The organism is Amycolatopsis sp. NPDC051071 (genome assembly GCF_040682875.1).
Lineage (GTDB): Bacteria > Actinomycetota > Actinomycetes > Mycobacteriales > Pseudonocardiaceae > Amycolatopsis.
This window is the reverse complement of record NZ_JBFBBY010000105.1, coordinates 1-18,174: the sequence shown is the minus strand read 5'-3', so window position 1 is coordinate 18,174 and position 18,174 is coordinate 1. Positions and strand designations below refer to the sequence as shown.

Sequence of the window (18,174 nt, the reverse complement as noted above, 5' to 3'; positions counted from 1 at the left end):
CGCGCGGCTTCAAACCCCCACTTTCAGGGATCACCCACAGGAACACCATGACGGTTGCCCCGATCACTTACCCGGCCGACGGTGGGCTTCTCACCAAGAAGATCGTTCGGGAGGAGCAGGACCGATGGCCAAGACCATGCAGCCGCAGGAACTCATCGACAGTGCCGTGGTCGACCCCACGGGCACCAAACTCGGAAAGGTCGGCAACGTCTACCTCGCCGACTCGACGCGCCAGCCCGAATGGATCACCGTCAAGACGGGCCTGTTCGGCACCAAGGAGAGCTTCGTCCCGCTCTCGGGCGCGCACGCGGACAGTGACGGCGTGCATGTCCGCGTCGACAAGGACGCCGTCTCCGAGGCACCCCGCATCGAGGCCGACGGCCACCTGTCCTCGGAGGAAAGCGCGCGGCTGTACAAGCATTACGGCCTGCCGATGCCAAGGACCTCGCCGGACGGCCGGATGGACGACCGGGCGCAGGGGCGAGGCACGGGCCGGTCCGAAATGGACAGTGCGGCCGGCGGCAAGGCGGGCGGCCGGGACCGGGACCGGGACGCCGAGCACAGCATGACGCGGTCCGAGGAACGGCTGAACGTCGGCACCGAACAGGTCGAAACCGGCCACGTCCGGCTGCGCAAGTACGTCGTCACCGAGGAACAGCAGATCACCGTCCCGGTCAGCCACGAAGAGGTGCGTGTCGAACGGGAACCGATCACGAAGGGCTCCGGCGGGAAGGCCGAAATCGCCGAGGACGAGACCGAGGTCGTGCTGCACGCCGAGAAACCGGTGGTGAACAAGGAAACCGTCGCGGTCGAGCGGGCGAAGCTCAAGACCGAGAACGTCACCGAGGATCAGACGATCTCCGGGCAGGTCCGCAAGGAACAGTTCGAGGTCACGGACGACAGCAAGCACCGCAAGTCCTGACGTCCCCCGAGGCGGGGGCGGCCACCGAAAACCGGCCGCCCCCCCCGGGGGAAATCAGCGGACCGCTGGACGGCCGAGGCGTGCCGCGCTTCCCCTGAGGTCCCGATTTCCTGTCAGACTGGTTCCTCACGGTGAGGAACCGGCTGCGGGAAGGATCGCGCGGGTGAACGCGGACGAGGACGTGAGGCGACCGGCGTGGCTGCTCGGCGAGTTGATCGACGCCGCCCGGTCGCCGTCGCGCTTCCACGAACAGAAGCGCGAGAGGCTGCTGGTGGAGACGGCGAAGTTCGTGGTCACGGTGGCACCTGAGCGCGTCGAACAGTTCGCCCGGTCGAACGGGCGCGATTCGCTGGTGGTGACGATGGCGGCCCGGCTGGCGGTGACCGATCCCGCCCGTTCCGAGCGGCTGCTCAGCGGGATCGGCAAGCTCTGGGACCGGTGGACGCTGGTGGCGATGGCCGAACTGGCGGTCGCGGTGGCGCCTTCGGATCCCCGCCGGGCCAGGAAGCTGCTCACCGAGGCGGAATCCCGCGCCCGCCAGTCCGCTTCCGACGAGACGCTGGAAGCGCTGCCGGAGATGGCGACGGTGGTGGCGCCCAGCGATCCTCGTCGCGCCGCGGGCCTGATCAAATCCGCCGTCGCGGCGGCCAAGGAGAAAAAACACCGAGGGGTCGCCCACGCGGCGCTCGCCGCGATGAAGTTCGATCTTCGCCTCGCCGAGCGGATCGCCGCTACCTTGGGACCAAGGCAGCGGCTTCACGTGCTGGGTGATTTGGCGAGGACGGCGGCGAGCACCGACCCCGATCACGCCGTCGAAATCGCCCGTTCGTTCGAAGATCCGGCCGAGCTGTCGCCACTGCTGGCCGACATCGCGGCGAAGATGGCCACTCGCACCGGGCAGCTGGCCGACAGCCTGATCGCCGAAGCCGACGCTCAGGCGGCGCGGATCATGGACGGAAGCAAGTACGAGACAGCCATGACGTCACTCATCCGAGCCATCGCCACGCGCGATCCCGGCCAGGCGGTGGACCGGGCGAAGGCGATCGCGAAAGACACCGGAAGCCCGTGGCCGATGACCGTCGCGGCGGGCGCCGTCGCCGCCGCACAGCCTGAGAGGGCAGAGCGGATCGCGATGTCCATCGAGGACGACCTCCACCGGAACGCGGCGCTGGCGGCCGCCGCCGAAGCCATGGCGGTGGTGGATCCCGAACGCGCGGAACGTCTCTGCCAGTCCATTTCGGACACTTATTTCGCGTACCAAGAAGCGTTGGCACGGACGGCGATCGCCATGGCCCGCGCCGATCTCGACCGGGCGGAAGAGCTCGCGCTGTCGGTCACCCATCCGCATCACCGGGCCGATGCCCTGCTCGAAGTGCTGAAGGTGCTGACCGGCTGAGTCAGCGGGGCAGTTTCACCACGGTGACGAAGAAGGTGTCGATATGCCGCACCACTTCGATGAACCGGTCGAAGTCGACCGGCTTGGTGACGTAGGCGTTGGCGTGCAGGTCGTAGCTGCGGAGGATGTCCTCCTCGGCTTCGGAGGTGGTCAGCACGACCACCGGGATGGAGCGCAGGTCCTCGGATTGCTTGATCTCGCTGAGCACCTGGCGACCGTCCTTGCGGGGCAGGTTCAGATCGAGCAGCACGAGTCCCGGGCGCTGCGCGTCCTCGTACGGCGGTTCACGGCGCAGGAACTGCAGGGCCTGCTCGCCGTCGGACACGACCGACAGGGTGTTGCGGATCTTGTGGTGCTCGAAGGCCTCCCGGGTCATGAGGACGTCGCCGGGATCGTCTTCCACCAGCAGGATGTGGATGGGTTCCAAGGAGTCGTTCATGCTTGTTCGTTTCCTCCGAGAGAGAGGTCGGCCTTCGCCGGTTCCGGCGCCGGTGTGGCTGGCAGGGTGAAACAAAACCGAGTCCCGGCCGTGACGGTGGTGTCCAGCCAGATCCTCCCGCCGTGGTACTCGACGATCTTGCGGCACATCGCCAGTCCGATCCCGGTGCCCGGGTAGTCGCCGCGGCCGTGCAGACGCTGGAAGATCACGAAGATCCGCTCGGCGTACTCGGCGTTGATGCCGATTCCGTTGTCCGTCACGGAGAATCGCCAGTCTTCGCCGTCCCGTTCCGCGGAGATGTCGATCTCCGGCGGATCCTCGCCTCGGAACTTGAGGGCGTTGCCGACCAGGTTCTGCAGGACCGCCGTCAGCAGGGACTTCTCCCCCAGCACCGCGGGCAGTTCGCCACGGGTGATCCTGGCGCCGGTCTCGGTGATCGCGTCGTCCAGATTGGCCAGCGCGATGTCCAGCAGATCCCCGGTCTCCAGCAAGGCGGGTTCACCCGTCCGGCGGCCGACCCGGGAGAAGGCGAGGAGATCGTTGATCAGCGCCTGCATCCGTTTCGCGCCGTCGACGGCGAACGCGATGTACTGGTCGCCGCGATCGTCGAGTTTCCCTTGGTATCGCTTTTCCAGCAGCTGGCAGAAGCTGGCCACCTTCCGCAGTGGTTCCTGCAGATCGTGTGACGCGACGTAGGCGAACTGCTCCAGATCCGAATTCGACCGCTCCAGCTCCTGGGTCCGGACCGCCAGCAGATCCTTCGCCCGCTTCAACTCCTCGAGCTCGTCGAGGAGCCGCGAGCGCAGTGATTCCACATCGGACGCCAGCGCGCGCATCTCCCGCGGGCCTGAGCCGCGGACCTCGCGGTGGATGTCGGTCTGCGCGACGTCACGTACTTCCCCGGCCAGCTGCCGGATCGGCTTGATCAGCTTGTGGCGCAGCACGACGAACACCAATGCGAGCGCACCGCAGAGCAGCACCGCGATCGCGATGAGCATCGCGCGGAGGACATCCGCCGCCGCCGACAGGTCCCCCCGCCCGTCCAGCCGTTCGGCCTCCAGACGGTTCTGCATTCCGGCCAGCGAACCACGCACGTCGTCGAAGAGGGGTTTGCTCGCGTCCACCTGCGCACTCGTGGCGGGGGCACCGGCGAGGACCGGCTCGATGACCGTCTGACGCCAGACCTTGGCGGCCCGCAGGACCCGGTCCAGATCGTCACCGGTGGGTGTGCCGGTCGTGGCACCCAGCCGCCGCAACTCGGCGACGGCGGCGTCCTGTGCCTTCAGCCCGTCCTGATAGGGCTGGAGGAACTCGGCGCGCCCGGCGAGAATGAAGCCGCGGACGCCGGTTTCCTGGTTCAGCATCGCCGTCGACAGTGCGGTGGACTGCAACACCTGCGGACCGGTCACGTCCAGCAGCCGGGCACGGGAGTCGGTGAGGTTGCCCAGCGCCAGCGCCCCGGCGACGATCGCGCCGCCGAGCAACAGCGTCGCGATCACCCCGGACAACGCCGCCCAGCGGCTGATCGGCCAGACGCCGGAAGCGGGATCGGGTTTCCCGGGCTTCATCGAGGCGGCTCCTCGGGGGCGAAGGTGAGCAAGGCCAGCGCGACGTCGTCGTCCAGCGGACCGCCGTGGAGGACGTCCATCTCGCTGATCAGGTGGTCCAGCGACGCGGCCGAACCGCCCTCGGTGGTCAGGCTGCTCAGCGCGGCGGCGGCCATCCGTTCGAGCCCGACGCGTTCCCCGCTGCCCTCGACGCGGCCCTCGAACAGGCCGTCGGTGTAGAGCAGCAACGACCAGCGCGGTCCCAGCGGCACCGTCAGCTCACGCCTGCCCGTGCCCGGCGCGACGCCCAGTGGCGGGCCGAGTGTTTCCCTGGACAGGAGCCTGCCGCCGGCGTCGTCGATCAGCAGCGGCTGCGGATGACCGGCGAGTGTCATGCGCAGCGACCGGCGATCGGGGGCGACGGTGATCATGCAGACGGTGGCGAACAGCGGCCCCAGTGCTTCGTGCTCAAGCATCTTCTCGACCATCGCCAGGGTTTCGGCCATCGGGAGCCCGGCAAGCACGACCGAACGCCACGCGATCCGCAGCGCGACACCGAGCGCGGCCTCGTCCGGCCCGTGCCCGCAGACGTCGCCGATGACCAGCTGCAGGGTGCCGTCGGGCAGCTCCACGGCGTCGTAGAAGTCGCCGCCCAGCAGAGCCCCGTTCCGGCCCGGCCGGTACCGCACCGCGAGTCCCATCCTGGGGTCGGTGACCAGCGGGGTCGGCAGCAGCCCGCGTTCGAGCCGTGCGTTCTCCCTGGCCAGCAACTGGTGTTGCAGCAGTTGCTGTTCGACGCGTTCGGCGCGGCTGCGTTCCCACGAGTACCGCAGGGTGCGCGCCAGCAGCTGTCCGTCGACCTGGTGCTTGACCAGGTAATCCTGCGCGCCCGCCCCCAGCGCGGACACCCCGAGTGCCTCGTCTTCACGGCCGGTCAGCACGATCACCGCCGTGTACGGCGCGTGCTGTCGCAACCGGGTCAGTCCGGTCAGCCCGGTCGCGTCCGGCAATTGCAGGTCGAGCAGCACGCAGTCGGCGACGACGGGCCGTGCCAATACCTCTTCGAGGGTGGTGGCCCGGTCGAGGACGACCCGTTGCGGGCTTCCCGCGGCGTCCGCGAGCATCTCTTCGACCAGGAGCGCGTCACCGTCGTCGTCCTCGACCAGCAGGACATGCAAACGGTCCAGCCGCGGCGAGGGTCTATGAGGCGGGGACTGATCGCCGTGACGCACGGCGTTGGACACGACAGCCACCTTTCCTCACCGGCGCTTCCCTCTCCGGCAGGTGAGCCGTTCGGAGGCGCGCCGGCGCCCGACAGAAGACGGCTGTCTTCTCAACCGCCGCGAAGCGTACCGGCCGGACCCACACCGCTCGCGATTCGGCTATTCCGACACGCGGTGCCGCGGCCTGGATCATCCGCTCGGTCACACCGGGCCGTTCCTCAGCACCCCGCGCACCGCGTCGACGGACAGGTCGTCCCACGGGAACTCGGCCATCCACCAGGTCGCGCCCGCCTTCTCGTACGGAGTGAGAGCCCCGCAAGTAGTCCTCTAGTTGCGGTAGTTGCGCGTACAAGTACCGCAACTAGAGGACTACTTGCGGCTTGACAGGAGCGCTAGAGTTCAACCAATTGGTTTAATAAGCTCGCTGCGGAAGAGAAAAGATGGCCGACCTGACGATCACCCGTCTCCTCGACGCGCCCCGCGAGCTCGCCTTCAGGGTCTGGACCGACCCCGACCACCTCGCCCAGTGGTGGGGTCCGGCCGGTTTCAACGCCAAGTCGTGCACCGTCAATCTCACCGAGGGCGGCCGCTGGCGCATCTGCGTCAGCGACGGGGAGACCGAGCTGTGGGCCTCGGGCGTCTACCACGAGATCATCCCGCCGGAACGACTCGTCTTCAGCTTCGCCTGGGAGGAGCCGGAAGGCGCGCGGGGGCACGACACCCTCGTCACGATCATGTTGTCCGACCACGATGGCAAGACCGAAATGGCGTTCCACCAGGAGATCTTCGAGACCGTGCCGGAACGCGACAGCCACGTCGACGGCTGGCAATCCTGCTTCGGCCGCCTGACGACCTATCTCGCCGAGACGCCCTAACGCACGTCCCGCAGCACCGCACAGGCTCGCGTCACCCCGTTCTCCTCCCGCAGGCGCGCGGCGACGTACTGCGCCCCGCGCCGGAACAGGAGATTGCCGGACAGTTCCAGCAGCCGCGTCGTCAACGAGTCCTCTGTGAGCTCCCGCAACGGCAACGGACGGGGGCCCGCGCCGAGGCGTGCCACCCGGTCGCCCCAGTACGGCTGGTCGGAGAAGACCGGGCAGACCAGCGCCGGGACTCCCGCACGCAACGCGGCCGCGGTCGTGCCCGCGCCGCCGTGATGCACCACGGCGGCGGTGCGCGGGAAGAGCCACGCGTGCGGGACGTCCTGGACGGTCAGGAGATCGTCGTGGTCGAACGACGCGTCGGTACCGAGGAGGCCGCGCAATCCCACGCGACGCAAAGCCGTGCGGACGGCGGCGAAGGTCCGCTCGGCCTCCGACGGCCGCATGCTCCCGAAACCGACGTAGACCGGAGGCGGCCCCGAAGCGAGGAAGTCACGCAGGCGCGGCTCCGGACGCCACGCGGCGGGAGTCTCGAGAAACCAGTACCCGGTGACGTGCACCCGGGCGGGCCAGTCCTTCGGCCGGGGCACCACGGCGTCGGAAAACCCGCACAGCACCGGGGTTTCCTTCCGACTGGGCCCGCACCAGCCTGACGACGGAAGACCGAGAGACCCCCTTCGCCAGCGGTCGACGTCCGGTCGCAGCAACTGCCAGGCGAGCAGGTCGACGACGTCGAAACTCAGCCACCGGCCACACGGGCCGAGCCTGCCGGCCCATGGGAGCAGCGGATGCGCGAACGCCCTGGTCGGCACGCTGGGCTGATAGTGCAGTTCGACGTCGCGGACGCCGAGGGAGGCACCCAAATGCGCGCCGAGGAAGCCCAGCGTCGGGGCGAGCACGAGATCCGCGCCGTCCCCGCCCGACTCGACGTCGGCAAGGAGCCGCTCCAGTACCGGTGCCAGCGCGCCTCGCAGTCCTCGCAAGAACGTCGCGGGATTGCGGCCGCCCTCGGTCCATTCGCGTCCGGCGGCCGAGCCGAGCACTTCGCCGGGGTCGGCCGAGAGCGGCGCGAACCCCAGGCCGTACCCGGTCACCAGCGCCCGGAACCGTTCCGCTGCCAGCACCCGCACCCGGTCGCCGCCGGCGATGAGGCCCCGCCCCAAGGCGACACACGGCTGGACGTCGCCCCGCGAACCCGGCGCGACGATCACAACGAGCCGGCTCACCGCTTCGCCGCCGTCAGCCGGTAGCGAAGCCGGAACGGCAGTTTCGCCAGCACCGCGGCGATCCGCGCGTCCCGGCCGACGAGGTACCGCGGCGCGGGACGGCGAGCGGTCAGCGCGTGGACCACGACTCGCGCGGCGCGCTCCGGCGGCACCCCGGACCGCGCGGAGTTCTCCGCGCTGCGTTCGGCCTCGTCCAGTTGCGCCGCATACCTTTCCCTGGCGGCCTCCGGCAACGCGGCACGCACCTCCTCGGCCGCCGCACGGGCGCGTGGCCAGATCGCGGTGGCGACCGCGCCGGGTTCGACGAGGATCACGCCGATACCGGACGGCGCCAGTTCGGCACGCAGGCTGTCGGTCAAGCCGACCAGGGCGAACTTCGACGTGTGATACGGCCCGACCATCGGCCCGGCGATCCGCCCGCCCATCGACCCGACCGTCACGATCCTGGCGGCCGAGGCGGCACGCAAGGCGGGCAACATCGCCTGCGTGACGGCAAGCTGACCGGTGACGTTGACCTCCAGCTGCTGCCGGAAATCGTCGAGCGGGACGTGCTCCAGCGGTCCGGGCCTTGCCATCCCGGCGTTGTTCACCAGACCCCGCACGGGGCCCGCGGCGGCGACCTTCTCCCCGCACGCCGCGATCGACGCCGGGTCCCGGAGGTCCATCCGCAGCACGGTCACCGCTTCGCCGTACGTGCGCGCGAGCTCCGTTTCGTCCGCGTCGGTGCGAACGCTGGCCCAGACATGGGCGCCCCGCCGGACGAGCTCGGCAACGCAGGCCCGCCCGATCCCGCTCGACGCCCCGGTGACCACATAGGACGGACGCGTCATGACGCCTCCCCCGCCTTCACCGGCGCCGACAGCGCCCGCAGCATCCGCGGCCACGTCTTGTGCAGCTGGTCCTGCCAATACGCCCAGTGATGAGTGCCTGGCCCGTAGAAGTCCGTCGTCACCGGGACGCCGAGACGGTTCAGCCGGTCGGCCATCGCCGTGGTCTGGCCACCGCACAGGAATTCGAGCAGCATCGCGCCGGGGAGGACGTCGATCGGGAGCTTGCCGTCGAACGGGCCTGGCAGCCCGTTCCCGGTCGAGAGGTACAGCTCCGTGCCGCGTAGCCGGTCGGCGTTCACGAGCGGGTCGTGCGCGTCCCAGCGCGACGACTCACGCCGCCGGTCTCCCCAGAGCGCTTCGGGATCGAGTTTGGCCGAGGAGACGATCGCGCGGGTCAGCAGCTCGCCGAAAAGGCCGGTCGGGTTGAGATTGCCACTGAAGGATCCGGCGAACCGGAACACGCCCGGCCGCCGCGCGGCCAGTTCGATCGCGCCGTACCCGCCCAGCGACAGTCCGGCCGCCACCCGCCTGCCGTCCCCGCGATAGCCGCGATCGATCAGCTGCGGGATCTCCACGGCGGTGAACGTCTCCCACTGATTCGCCACGATGTCCTTTCCGTAGTTCCACCAGTCCGAGAAGAATCCCGCGGACCCGGAACCCGGCATCACCACCAGTGCGCCGGAGTCGTCGGCGAGGCGGCGGATGTCGGTGTTGGCCGTCCAGCCCCGGTAGTCCTGCAGCCGTGTCTCCCCCGCGAGCAAGTACACCGCCGGCCACTTCCGGTCCGGTTCGGCGTTCCACCCGGACGGAAGGATCAGCCGGACCATCGCGTAGCTCCCGACCCCGGCCGAGCGCACGGTGAGGTCCAGCAGCCGAGGGTCACCGTCCACAGTGGTCTGGGCGACGACGTGCGAGCCGTCGTCGGCGCGGGCGTCCGGTACGCCGCTCGCGGCCGTCGCCGGGGTGGCGGCGACGCTCGACAGCGCGCACGCCACGGCCGTCAGCAGTGCGACGGCACGCGCCCGCATCGAAGTAATGCGCATAGGTAATCCTTTTGTCCGATCGTTCGACAGAATTCGAAAATGTGACGGCGATTACCCGCGAAGGAAATCCATGAGTGTCGGACACGTTAAGCGGAAGGACCCCTTCCAGGCAATTGTCCTGTCCACAATCCGGGAGGACAATGTGAATGCCAGGGAAACAAGAAATGCTTCCACATCCCCCATCAGGGTGACCCGGTGCTCACGGACGGTGAGCGACTGTGGCACGGTGGTACCAAACTCGGGCACGCACCAGCAGAAAGACCAAAACGCGCAGGTCACACCCCGTACACGAAGGACATTTACGTTCTCTTGATACCTACCGGTATTCGATTTCCCGTCGTAGCCTTCGACGTGCCGCCCAGGCTCGGCGTCCACTGACGCGACCCCGGCGCCGTGTCCCACCGCGGGGACCGAGACCCCATCAGCAACCTTTCCGAAAGGGCTTTTCATGACTGCCCGAATTCGCCGCGCCTCCCGTTTCCCGCCGTCCCGCTCGATCGCGGTCGCCGTCGCGCTGGCGGCGGCGGTCACCATTTCCGGGGTGCCAGTGGAATCGATTCAGGCCGCCTCACCCACCGTTCCCCCGGCCGCGCTGCTGCCGGAAGGGGCCGTCCCGCACACGTCCGCCCGGGACGCTTTCGACCTCGCGACGGCACGATCCACCTCGGGCCGTGACCAGAGCCGGATCGACGTCGACGGCTGTGAGGACGTCGTCCACGGCAGGCTGGCCGGCGCGAACGCCGACGGCCAGGGCTTCCAGTCGGCCGTACCCGGCGGCCAGGTCTCCGAACTCGTCACCCGCACGACGAACCCGCCCGACCTGACGGCGTGGGCCGCGCAGGCCGCGCGGTGCTCACAGGTGACGGTCGACGACGCGGCCGGTACCGCGGTGTCGACCGTCACCGTCCAGCCCGCACCCGCCGTCCCCGGCACGAAAACCCTTTCCTACCACCAACTCCTGACGCTGCCCGGCCAGCCCCCCGAGCTGCCCGGACTGCGCCTGCGCACCGTCGCCATCGCCGCCGACGACGTCCTGGTCGTACTCCGCGACGCCGGAACCACCGGCCTCGACCTCGACGCGCTCGCCGTCGCCGCCTGGCAGCACGCCGCCGGACCGCTCGGCCGCTGATCCCCTGAAGTAGCCCCGCCGAACCCCGAGGAGACGCCATGTCCCTGGCCCCCGAAAACCTGCCGGCCACGGCAGGCACCACCCTCCCCGCCTGCCTCCGGCATTGGGCGGACGTCGCCGCCGACCGGCCCGCGCTGACCTTCGCCGATTTCTCGGCCGATCGCGCCGGGCGACGGCGGACCCTCACCTGGCAGCAGCTCCGGGAGCGCGTCGACGCGGTCGCGGGAGCCCTCCCGGTCCAGCCGGGCGACCGGGTGGCCGTGTTGTGCCCGCAGAGCGCGGACTACGTCGTCGGCTTCCTCGGTGCGATCACCGCGGGCGCGATCGCCGTACCGCTGTTCGACCCCGGCCTGCCCGGACACACCGGACGGCTCGCCGCGGTGCTCACCGACTGCTCCCCCACGGCCGTCGTCACCACCACCGCGGCCGAAGGCGCCGTCCGGGAATTCCTCGCGGGCCTGCCCGGCGGCGAGCGTGTCGCGGTCATCGCGGCCGACCAGCCGGCCGAAGGCCCCACCCACGCGTGGCCCGCCACGGACGCGGAACCCGACGACGTGGCATACCTGCAGTACACGTCCGGTTCGACCCGCACCCCGGCCGGTGTGGTGCTCACGCACGCGAACGTGCTGGCCAACGTCAGCCAGGCGGTGCACGGGCTCGGCATCGATCCGGCCTCGGCGACCACGGTCTCCTGGCTGCCGCTGTTCCACGACATGGGACTGGTGCTCGGCTTGGTCACCCCGCTGGCGATGGGTATGCGGTCGGTGCTGATGGATCCGCTGGCCTTCATCGAACGGCCGGTGCGGTGGCTGGAGTTGCTCGGCGACCACAAGGGAAGCTGGAGCGCCGCGCCGAACTTCGCCTTCCACTACAGCGCGACCCGCGTCCGGGAGGAGGACCGCGCCAAGCTGCGCCTCGATCGCGTCGCCGCGATCGTCAACGGAGCCGAGCCGATCAACCCCGCCGTCCTCGACCGGTTCCACGCCGCCTTCGCCGATTCCGGTTACACGCCGGAGAAAACCCGTCCCGCCTACGGGCTCGCGGAAGCGACCGTCTTCGTCACCACCGGCCCCGGGATTCCCCCTCGGGTCACCACGTTCGACCGTGCCGCCCTCGGCGCGGGCACCGCCCGCCCGGCGGACGACGGCCTCAAACTGGTCGCCTGCGGTGTCCCGGTGGGACAGCACGTGGCGCTCGTCGACCCGGAAACCGGTGTCGCGCTCGAAGACGGCTCGGTCGGCGAGATCTGGGTCCACGGCCCCAACGTCGGCACCGGCTACTGGCAGAAACCCCTGGAAAGCACCGAAACCTTCGGTGCCCGTCTGACCGGCGACCATTATGGACTCCCCGAGTGGCCCTGGCTGCGCACCGGAGACCTCGGCGTCCGCCACGACGGCGAGGTCTACATCGCCGGCCGGATCAAGGACCTCCTCATCGTCGACGGCCGCAACCACTACCCGCAGGACGTCGAAGCGACCGCCGCCTCGGCCGACCGCGACATCCGGCCCGGCAGCGTCGCCTCGTTCGCTGTGGAAGGCACCGACACCGAGGCCGCGGTCATCGTCGCGGAGCACCGCGGGCACGGCGAACTGACCACGGAGGACGAACGAAATCTCACCGCGGCGATCCGGCGGCTCGTTTCCGACGCGCACGGCCTTTCCCTGCGTGACGTCGTCCTCGTCCCGGCGGGCCTGGTCCCGCGCACGTCCAGCGGCAAGATCGCCCGCGGCGCCTGCCGCGACCGTTACCTCGAAGGCGACTACGGAAAGGCACTGGTGCGATGAGAAACCCGTCGTTCGACACGCCGACGCTGCGCCGCTGGCTGCTCGACACCGTGGCCGAGCACCTCGGCGTGGACACCACCCGCCTCGAACCCGACCGACCGCTCAGCGATTACGGCCTGTCCTCCCGCCAGGCCGTCGGAATCGCCGCCGACCTCGAAGAGCTGCTCGGCACGCCCCTTCCCGCCACCCTGTTGTGGGAAAGCCCGACCATCGACCACCTCGCACGCGGTCTCACCGGGGGCGCCGAACCCGAAGCCGCCGCGAACACGGACCGTCGCCGGACCGACCCGATCGCCGTCGTCGGCCTCGGCTGCCGCTGGCCGGGGGCTAACGGTCTCGAAGAGTTCTGGGATCTGCTGCGTGGCGGACGGGACGCCGTCCGGACCGCGCCGCCGGGTCGCTGGAACGCCGACGCCGCACCGGTCGTCGGCGGCTTCCTCGACGACGTGGCCGGGTTCGACGCCGACCACTTCGGCATCACCCCACGTGAGGCGTCCACAATGGACCCGCAACAGCGGATGCTGCTGGAGGTCGCCTGGGCGGCACTGGAGCATGCCGGGATCGCCCCGGTTTCCTTGCGCGGCAGCAGGACCGGTGTGTTCACCGGGATCTCCACGCACGACTACGGGCATCTCACGATGGCAGGTGGCGACGTCGATCTGTGGACGGCCACCGGCGCGGCCGGCAGCATCTCGGCCAACCGGCTGTCCTACGTCTACGACCTGCGTGGGCCGAGTATGGCGGTGGACACCGCCTGCTCGTCGTCGCTGGTCGCCGTTCACCACGCGGTCCGTGCACTGCGTGACGGCGAGGCCGATCTGGCACTGGCCGGCGGGGTGAACCTCATGCTGCTGCCCGGCCCCACGGCCGCGTTCGCCGCCGCCGGGCTGCTCGCCGACGACGGCCGCTGCAAAACCTTCGCCGCGGACGCCGACGGTATCGCCCGCGCCGAGGGCTGCGGTGTCGTCGTGCTCAAACGCCTCGCGGACGCCGAATACGACGGCGACCGGGTGCTGGCGGTGATCCGCTCCACCGCGGTCAACTCCGACGGCCGATCACAGGGATTGGCCGCCCCGAATCCCCTCGCCCAGCAGGATATGTTGCGCACGGCGTATCACGGCGCGCGGTTCGATCCGTCCACTGTGGACTACGTCGAGGCACACGGCACCGGCACCCTGCTCGGCGATCCGATCGAGGCCCGCTCGCTCGGGGCGGTGCTCGGCAAGGACCGCACGGCCGAAGCTCCCCTGCTGATCGGCTCGGTGAAGACGAACATCGCGCACGCGGAGGCGGCCGCCGGGATCGCCGGGCTGATCAAGGTCGTGCTTGCCATGACACACGACGAATTGCCGCCCCAGCTGCACTTCTCGGCACCCAACCCGCATATCCCGTTCGACGACCTGCGGCTCCGGGTGGTGACCGAACCGACACCGTGGCCCCGGCACTCCGGCCGGGCCACCGCCGGGGTGTCGGCGTTCGGCTTCGGCGGGACCAACGCCCACGTCGTCCTCGAACAGGCCCCGGCGCTCGAACCCGCGCCGGACCGCTCGGACGTCCGGATCGCGCTGCTGTCCGCCCGTACCCGCGACAGGCTCACCGAACGGGCCACGCAGCTGGCGAACTGGCTGGAATCCCCGGCCGTGCCAGGGGTTTCCCTCGCCGACGTCGCCCACACGCTGTTCCGCCGCGACAACGGAGGATCGCACCGGGCCGCGTTCGTCGCCGGGGACACCGCGGAACTGGCGGTGCTGCTGCGTGCCGTCGGTACCGGGTCGGATCCGCTGCCAGCGGGCGCGGTCACCGGCGCCGCCAAGACCACCGGCGGACCGGTGTTCGTATTCTCCGGGCACGGCTCCCAATGGCCGGGGATGGGCCGTGAACTGCTGGCCGCCGAACCCGCCTTCGCCGCACAGGTCGACAAACTCTGCGTCCTGTTCACCGAGCACACCGGCCAGTCGCTGCGTACCCTGCTCACGACATCGATTCCGTTGTCGCTGCCCGAAACCCAGGCCGCGATCTTCGGAACGCAAATCGCGCTGGCCGCCCAGTGGGAGGCACTCGGGGTCCGGCCCGCGGCCGTCATCGGGCATTCCCTCGGTTCGGCGGCGGCCGCCGTGGTGAGCGGTGTGCTGACCGCCGACGAGGCCGTCCACCTCGTCGCCACCCGCGCCCGGCTGCTCGGCACCCTCGGCCCCGGCGGCGCGATGGCGGCGGTGGAACTGGCCCCGGAGGAGCTGGAGCTGTACCCGGACATCGAACTCGCCGTCGAATCCGCGCCGGGACAGCTGACTGTGGCAGGCGACGCCACCGTACTGGACCTGCTCGTCGCGGAACTGGAAACCGCCGGCTTGTCCGCGCGACGGCTGCCGGTCGAGGTCGCCGGGCACTCCGTCCGCGTCGAACCGGTCCTCCCCGCGCTGCGGGAGGCGCTCGCCGAACTCGGCGGGCGACGACCGGCCGTGCCTTGGTACGACACGGTTCTGGCCGATCCTCGGGAACTGCCGGACTTCGACGCCGGGTACTGGGCCGCGCATCTGCGTCGTCCGGTGCGGTTCCGGCAGGCCGTCGCGGCCGCCGCCGCGGACGGCCACCGCGTCTTCGTCGAGATCTCCCCGCATCCGATCCTGCGTGGCTCGGTGGCGCGGACGCTCGCGGCGGAAGGGATCCACGACGCCGTCGTCACCGGGACTTTGCGCCGGGGCCAGGACGAGGTGCGGGCACTGGGCGCCGCCGCGGCCGAACTCTATTGCGCGGGCACGCGGATCACCCCGGCCGACCCGGACGACGGCGCACGGCTGGTCGACGTCCCGCCGATGCCGTGGCGGCACGAGCGGCACTGGTACACCTCCGCCGAGGAGACACCGGTGTACGCGGCACGCGAGACCGAACCCGGACCCGTGCGGAACGGCGGCGGGAACCGGCTGACCGAGATCGTCGCCGCCGTCATGGGGCTGCGGCCCGACCGGATCGACGCCGATGTCCCGCTCGTCGAACTCGGGCTGGATTCACTGATGGCGAACCGGATCCGGGAGGCCGTCCGCCGGGAGTTCGGCACCGAGCCCGATACCGCGAGTGTGCTCCGGGGCGCCACCCTCGCCGATCTCAACCGCGATCTCGCGCCGCGTGAGGACGAAGATCCTCGTCCCACGCGGGGACGTGCCTGGGACGCGGCCGATCGCCTGGTGCTGCGGCTGTGGCAGGAGAATACCGGGGCCGACGCGGGCGGCACGCAGGTCCGCCTCACCGAAGCCGCCGGCTCGGATCGGCTCGCGGAGCTTCTCGCCGAGGGGCTCACCACCGAACTCGACACCCCGATCGACGCCGCTGAACTCCTGCGGCACGATTCCCTCGCGGCCATCGCCGACGTCGCACGCGCCGTCCTCGAGACCCGGGAGGAACAGGGACCGGTCCATGTCCTGTCCCCCGGCGAGACCGGGGTCGCGCCGCTGCTGCTGTTCCATCCCGGCGGCAGCACCTGCACCGTCTACCGGCCGCTGCTGGACCGGCTGCCCGCTTCGGTGCCGTGCCTCGGTTTCGAGCGTGTTCCCGGTGTCAGCATCGAGGACCGCGTCGAGCACCTGCTGCCGCTGGTGCGGGCGCACCGTGGCGACCGGCCGTACCGGCTGGCGGGCTGGTCGTTCGGCGGGGCACTGGCCTACGGCGTCGCCGCGCGGCTCGCCGAAGAAGGCGAAGAGGTCGAGTTCGTCGCGCTGATCGACACCATGCTCCCATTACCGGAGCCGGACCTCGATCCGCGAGCGTCGTCGGCCCGGCGGTTCCTGCGGTTCACCGGCTACGTCGAAGGAACCTATGGCCGGGAAGTCCGGTTAGGACACGAAGAACTCGCGCCACTGCCCGAAGAGGAGCAGATCGACCTGACCATGCGACGGGTCGCCGAAGCCGGGCTGCTGAGCCCCGGCGTACTCCGTCACCAGCGGCAGTCCTTTTTGGACACTCTGGCCGCCGAACGCGGGACACCTCGCCGCTACGACGGGCGTGTCGTGCTCTACCGGGCGACCGAGCAGTACGCCGCCGGACTGGCGATGGAACCGCGCTACTCGCGTACGGATCCGGCGGCGGGCTGGGCGGAACTGTGCCCGCGGCTGGAGATCGTGCCGGTCGGCGCGCACCACCTTTCGGTGGTCGACCCGCCGCACGTCGACGTCGTGGCCCGGCATCTGGCGGGACTCCTGTGACCACGGCCCGGGCCGAGCGGGCGGCCGACCGCGCCTGGCCGCTGCTGGCGGTGCTCGGCGCCGGGCTCTTCCTCGTGGCGGTGGACGCGACCGTGCTGCACGTCGCGCTGCCCGACCTCGTCCGGCAGTTACGGCCGGTTGCGGCGGCGCAGGTGTGGATCGTCGCGATCTACCCGCTGACCGCCGCCCCGCTGCTCCTGCCGTTCGGCACGCTGGGCGACCGCTACGGGCGGCGGCGGATCCTCGTCGGCGGGTACGTCGTCTTCGGCGTCGCGTCGCTGGGCTGCGCGTTCGCGCCGAACGTCCCGGTGTTGCTGGGTTTCCGCGCGCTACTCGGCTGCGGCGGCGCGATGATCATGCCGGTGACGATGTCGCTGCTGCGGGAACTCTTCCCGGAGCAGCGGCATCGCCGCACGGCGATCGCGGTCTGCAGTGGGATCGCGGGCACCGGCTCGGTGTTCGGCCCGATCCTGGGCGGGGTGGTCGTCGAAACCTGGGGCTGGCGCGCCACTTTCCTGCTGAATCCACCGGTGATCCTGGCCGCCGTCGTGCTGGCGTTGCGGTGGCTGCCCCGCAATCCGCCGGGACGGCGACCGTGGGACGCGCTCAGCGCGGGTCTCGCGGCGGGTGGTGTCCTCGGGATCGCGTTCGCCGTCGGACAGCCCGGCTCCTGGGTGGTGGCACTGGTGACGGGCGTTGCCGGGTGTGTCCTCATCGGACTGTTCCTGCGCCGCCAACGCCGGACCGACGTGCCGCTGCTGGATCTCTCGCTGTTCCGCCTGCCAGGGGTACGGGCCGCCGTCGGCGGGGTGCTGCTCGTGATGAGCACACTCGTCGGGCTCGGCCTGCTGTTCGCCCAATACCTGCAGGTGGTGCTCGGCCTCTCCCCGACGGCGGCGGCGGGACGGCTGCTGCTGGTGCTCGGCGCTTCGGCCGTCGGCAGCGTGGTGACCCCGGGGTTGCTGGGACGGTTCGGCAACGCCCGCGTCCGGACGGCCGGATTCGCGGTCGCGGCAGTGTCTTTGCTGGTCCCGGCGGCGGGGCCGGCAGCGCTGACGTCACCGGTGTTGCTGGGCTGCGGACTGGCGGGATTGGGGCTGGGCATGGCGCTCGCACTCACCTCCAGCACCGACACCCTGCTTTCGGCGACCCCGGCGGACCGGGCCGGGGGCGCCGCCGCCGTCGAGAAGACCGGCTACGAACTGGGCGCGGGTTTCGGCACGACACTCTTCGGTTCCCTGGCGGCCGCCGTGTACGCGGCGCACCTGGCCGTCCCCGCCGGAGTCGCCGAACCGGCGCGGCGGCTCGCACTGTCGGGACCGGCTCAAGCGGAAACGGCCGTCTCCGGCCTCTCACCACGGTTGGCCGACGAGTTGCTCGAAGCCACGCGGGCTGCCTGCACCACAGGACTTCAGGTGTCCGCCGGTGTCGCTTGTGGACTGTTCATCCTGGCCACGCTCGCTTCCTCGCGTGTCAGCCGATGAACTGCTCGGCGGCCCCAGGCAGATGCGGCGCTGTCCTGTGTCCTGAAGGCCCCCTTTGAGACGTTGATCGTCTC

13 protein-coding genes are annotated in these 18,174 nt (G+C 70.4%); 7 read left to right on the top strand and 6 right to left on the bottom strand.

Going from position 1 to position 18,174, the window contains the following annotated elements; genetic code table 11:
• The first annotated feature begins 124 nt into the window (after positions 1-124).
• Together AB0M65_RS28125 and AB0M65_RS28120 are read left to right on the top strand one after the other, a co-directional pair.
• On the top strand, positions 125-922 hold the full coding sequence (locus AB0M65_RS28125) for a PRC and DUF2382 domain-containing protein (RefSeq protein WP_364033799.1): 798 nt from the start codon (positions 125-127) through the stop codon (positions 920-922).
• Between the two features lie 163 nt (positions 923-1,085).
• Complete coding sequence (locus AB0M65_RS28120; protein ID WP_364033796.1) at positions 1,086-2,318, top strand: hypothetical protein; 1,233 nt, start codon at positions 1,086-1,088, stop codon at positions 2,316-2,318.
• Position 2,319: 1 nt separating this feature from the next.
• Here AB0M65_RS28120 and AB0M65_RS28115 read toward each other — a convergent pair whose 3' ends face one another.
• The 3 genes from AB0M65_RS28115 to AB0M65_RS28105 are packed head-to-tail and all read right to left on the bottom strand — an operon-like array spanning position 2,320 to position 5,548.
• Positions 2,320-2,757, bottom strand: a complete 438-nt coding sequence (locus tag AB0M65_RS28115) for a response regulator (RefSeq protein ID WP_364033793.1) — start codon at positions 2,755-2,757, stop codon at positions 2,320-2,322.
• Positions 2,754-4,325: an ATP-binding protein gene (locus tag AB0M65_RS28110; protein WP_364033790.1), complete on the bottom strand. Its 1,572-nt coding sequence runs from the start codon at positions 4,323-4,325 to the stop codon at positions 2,754-2,756. The genes AB0M65_RS28115 and AB0M65_RS28110 overlap by 4 nt, the downstream gene beginning before the upstream one ends.
• Positions 4,322-5,548 carry a SpoIIE family protein phosphatase gene (locus tag AB0M65_RS28105; RefSeq protein ID WP_364033787.1) on the bottom strand — a complete coding sequence of 409 codons (1,227 nt, stop codon included), beginning with the start codon at positions 5,546-5,548 and terminating at the stop codon, positions 4,322-4,324. The genes AB0M65_RS28110 and AB0M65_RS28105 overlap by 4 nt, the downstream gene beginning before the upstream one ends.
• A gap of 419 nt (positions 5,549-5,967) precedes the next feature.
• Here AB0M65_RS28105 and AB0M65_RS28100 point away from each other — a divergent pair, with 419 nt between their 5' ends.
• Positions 5,968-6,402: an SRPBCC domain-containing protein gene (locus tag AB0M65_RS28100; protein WP_364033784.1), complete on the top strand. Its 435-nt coding sequence runs from the start codon at positions 5,968-5,970 to the stop codon at positions 6,400-6,402.
• Here the strand turns inward: AB0M65_RS28100 and AB0M65_RS28095 are convergent.
• Genes AB0M65_RS28095 through AB0M65_RS28085 form a run of 3 tightly spaced genes read right to left on the bottom strand, consistent with a single transcriptional unit; the run spans position 6,399 to position 9,507 of the window.
• A complete protein-coding gene (locus AB0M65_RS28095) occupies positions 6,399-7,634 on the bottom strand; it encodes a glycosyltransferase (RefSeq protein WP_364033781.1) in 1,236 nt (411 codons plus the stop codon). The genes AB0M65_RS28100 and AB0M65_RS28095 overlap by 4 nt on opposite strands.
• Positions 7,631-8,464: an SDR family oxidoreductase gene (locus AB0M65_RS28090; RefSeq protein ID WP_364033778.1), complete on the bottom strand. Its 834-nt coding sequence runs from the start codon at positions 8,462-8,464 to the stop codon at positions 7,631-7,633. Before AB0M65_RS28090 ends, AB0M65_RS28095 begins: the two co-directional genes overlap by 4 nt.
• Positions 8,461-9,507, bottom strand: a complete 1,047-nt coding sequence (locus AB0M65_RS28085; protein WP_364033775.1) for an alpha/beta hydrolase family protein — start codon at positions 9,505-9,507, stop codon at positions 8,461-8,463. The genes AB0M65_RS28090 and AB0M65_RS28085 overlap by 4 nt, the downstream gene beginning before the upstream one ends.
• Positions 9,508-9,955: 448 nt before the next feature.
• Between AB0M65_RS28085 and AB0M65_RS28080 the strand changes: the two genes are divergently transcribed.
• From AB0M65_RS28080 to AB0M65_RS28065, 4 genes are read left to right on the top strand one after another with little or no spacing between them, the layout of a single operon-like run.
• On the top strand, positions 9,956-10,636 hold the full coding sequence (locus AB0M65_RS28080) for a hypothetical protein (RefSeq protein ID WP_364033772.1): 681 nt from the start codon (positions 9,956-9,958) through the stop codon (positions 10,634-10,636).
• Positions 10,637-10,674: 38 nt separating this feature from the next.
• A complete protein-coding gene (locus AB0M65_RS28075) occupies positions 10,675-12,420 on the top strand; it encodes a fatty acyl-AMP ligase (RefSeq protein ID WP_364033769.1) in 1,746 nt (581 codons plus the stop codon).
• Positions 12,417-16,616 (top strand): beta-ketoacyl synthase N-terminal-like domain-containing protein, encoded by a 4,200-nt coding sequence (locus AB0M65_RS28070; RefSeq protein ID WP_364033766.1) that lies wholly within the window; start codon positions 12,417-12,419, stop codon positions 16,614-16,616. Before AB0M65_RS28075 ends, AB0M65_RS28070 begins: the two co-directional genes overlap by 4 nt.
• On the top strand, positions 16,613-18,100 hold the full coding sequence (locus tag AB0M65_RS28065) for an MFS transporter (protein WP_364033763.1): 1,488 nt from the start codon (positions 16,613-16,615) through the stop codon (positions 18,098-18,100). Before AB0M65_RS28070 ends, AB0M65_RS28065 begins: the two co-directional genes overlap by 4 nt.
• Positions 18,101-18,174: the final 74 nt, after the last annotated feature.

Coding starts and splice junctions, on each gene's coding strand:
- AB0M65_RS28125 (WP_364033799.1), top strand. CDS start 125: ATGGCCAAGACCATGCAGCCGCAGGAACTCATCGACAGTGCCGTGGTC.
- AB0M65_RS28115 (WP_364033793.1), bottom strand. CDS start 2,757: ATGAACGACTCCTTGGAACCCATCCACATCCTGCTGGTGGAAGACGAT.
- AB0M65_RS28110 (WP_364033790.1), bottom strand. CDS start 4,325: ATGAAGCCCGGGAAACCCGATCCCGCTTCCGGCGTCTGGCCGATCAGC.
- AB0M65_RS28100 (WP_364033784.1), top strand. CDS start 5,968: ATGGCCGACCTGACGATCACCCGTCTCCTCGACGCGCCCCGCGAGCTC.
- AB0M65_RS28090 (WP_364033778.1), bottom strand. CDS start 8,464: ATGACGCGTCCGTCCTATGTGGTCACCGGGGCGTCGAGCGGGATCGGG.
- AB0M65_RS28085 (WP_364033775.1), bottom strand. CDS start 9,507: ATGCGCATTACTTCGATGCGGGCGCGTGCCGTCGCACTGCTGACGGCC.
- AB0M65_RS28080 (WP_364033772.1), top strand. CDS start 9,956: ATGACTGCCCGAATTCGCCGCGCCTCCCGTTTCCCGCCGTCCCGCTCG.
- AB0M65_RS28075 (WP_364033769.1), top strand. CDS start 10,675: ATGTCCCTGGCCCCCGAAAACCTGCCGGCCACGGCAGGCACCACCCTC.
- AB0M65_RS28070 (WP_364033766.1), top strand. CDS start 12,417: ATGAGAAACCCGTCGTTCGACACGCCGACGCTGCGCCGCTGGCTGCTC.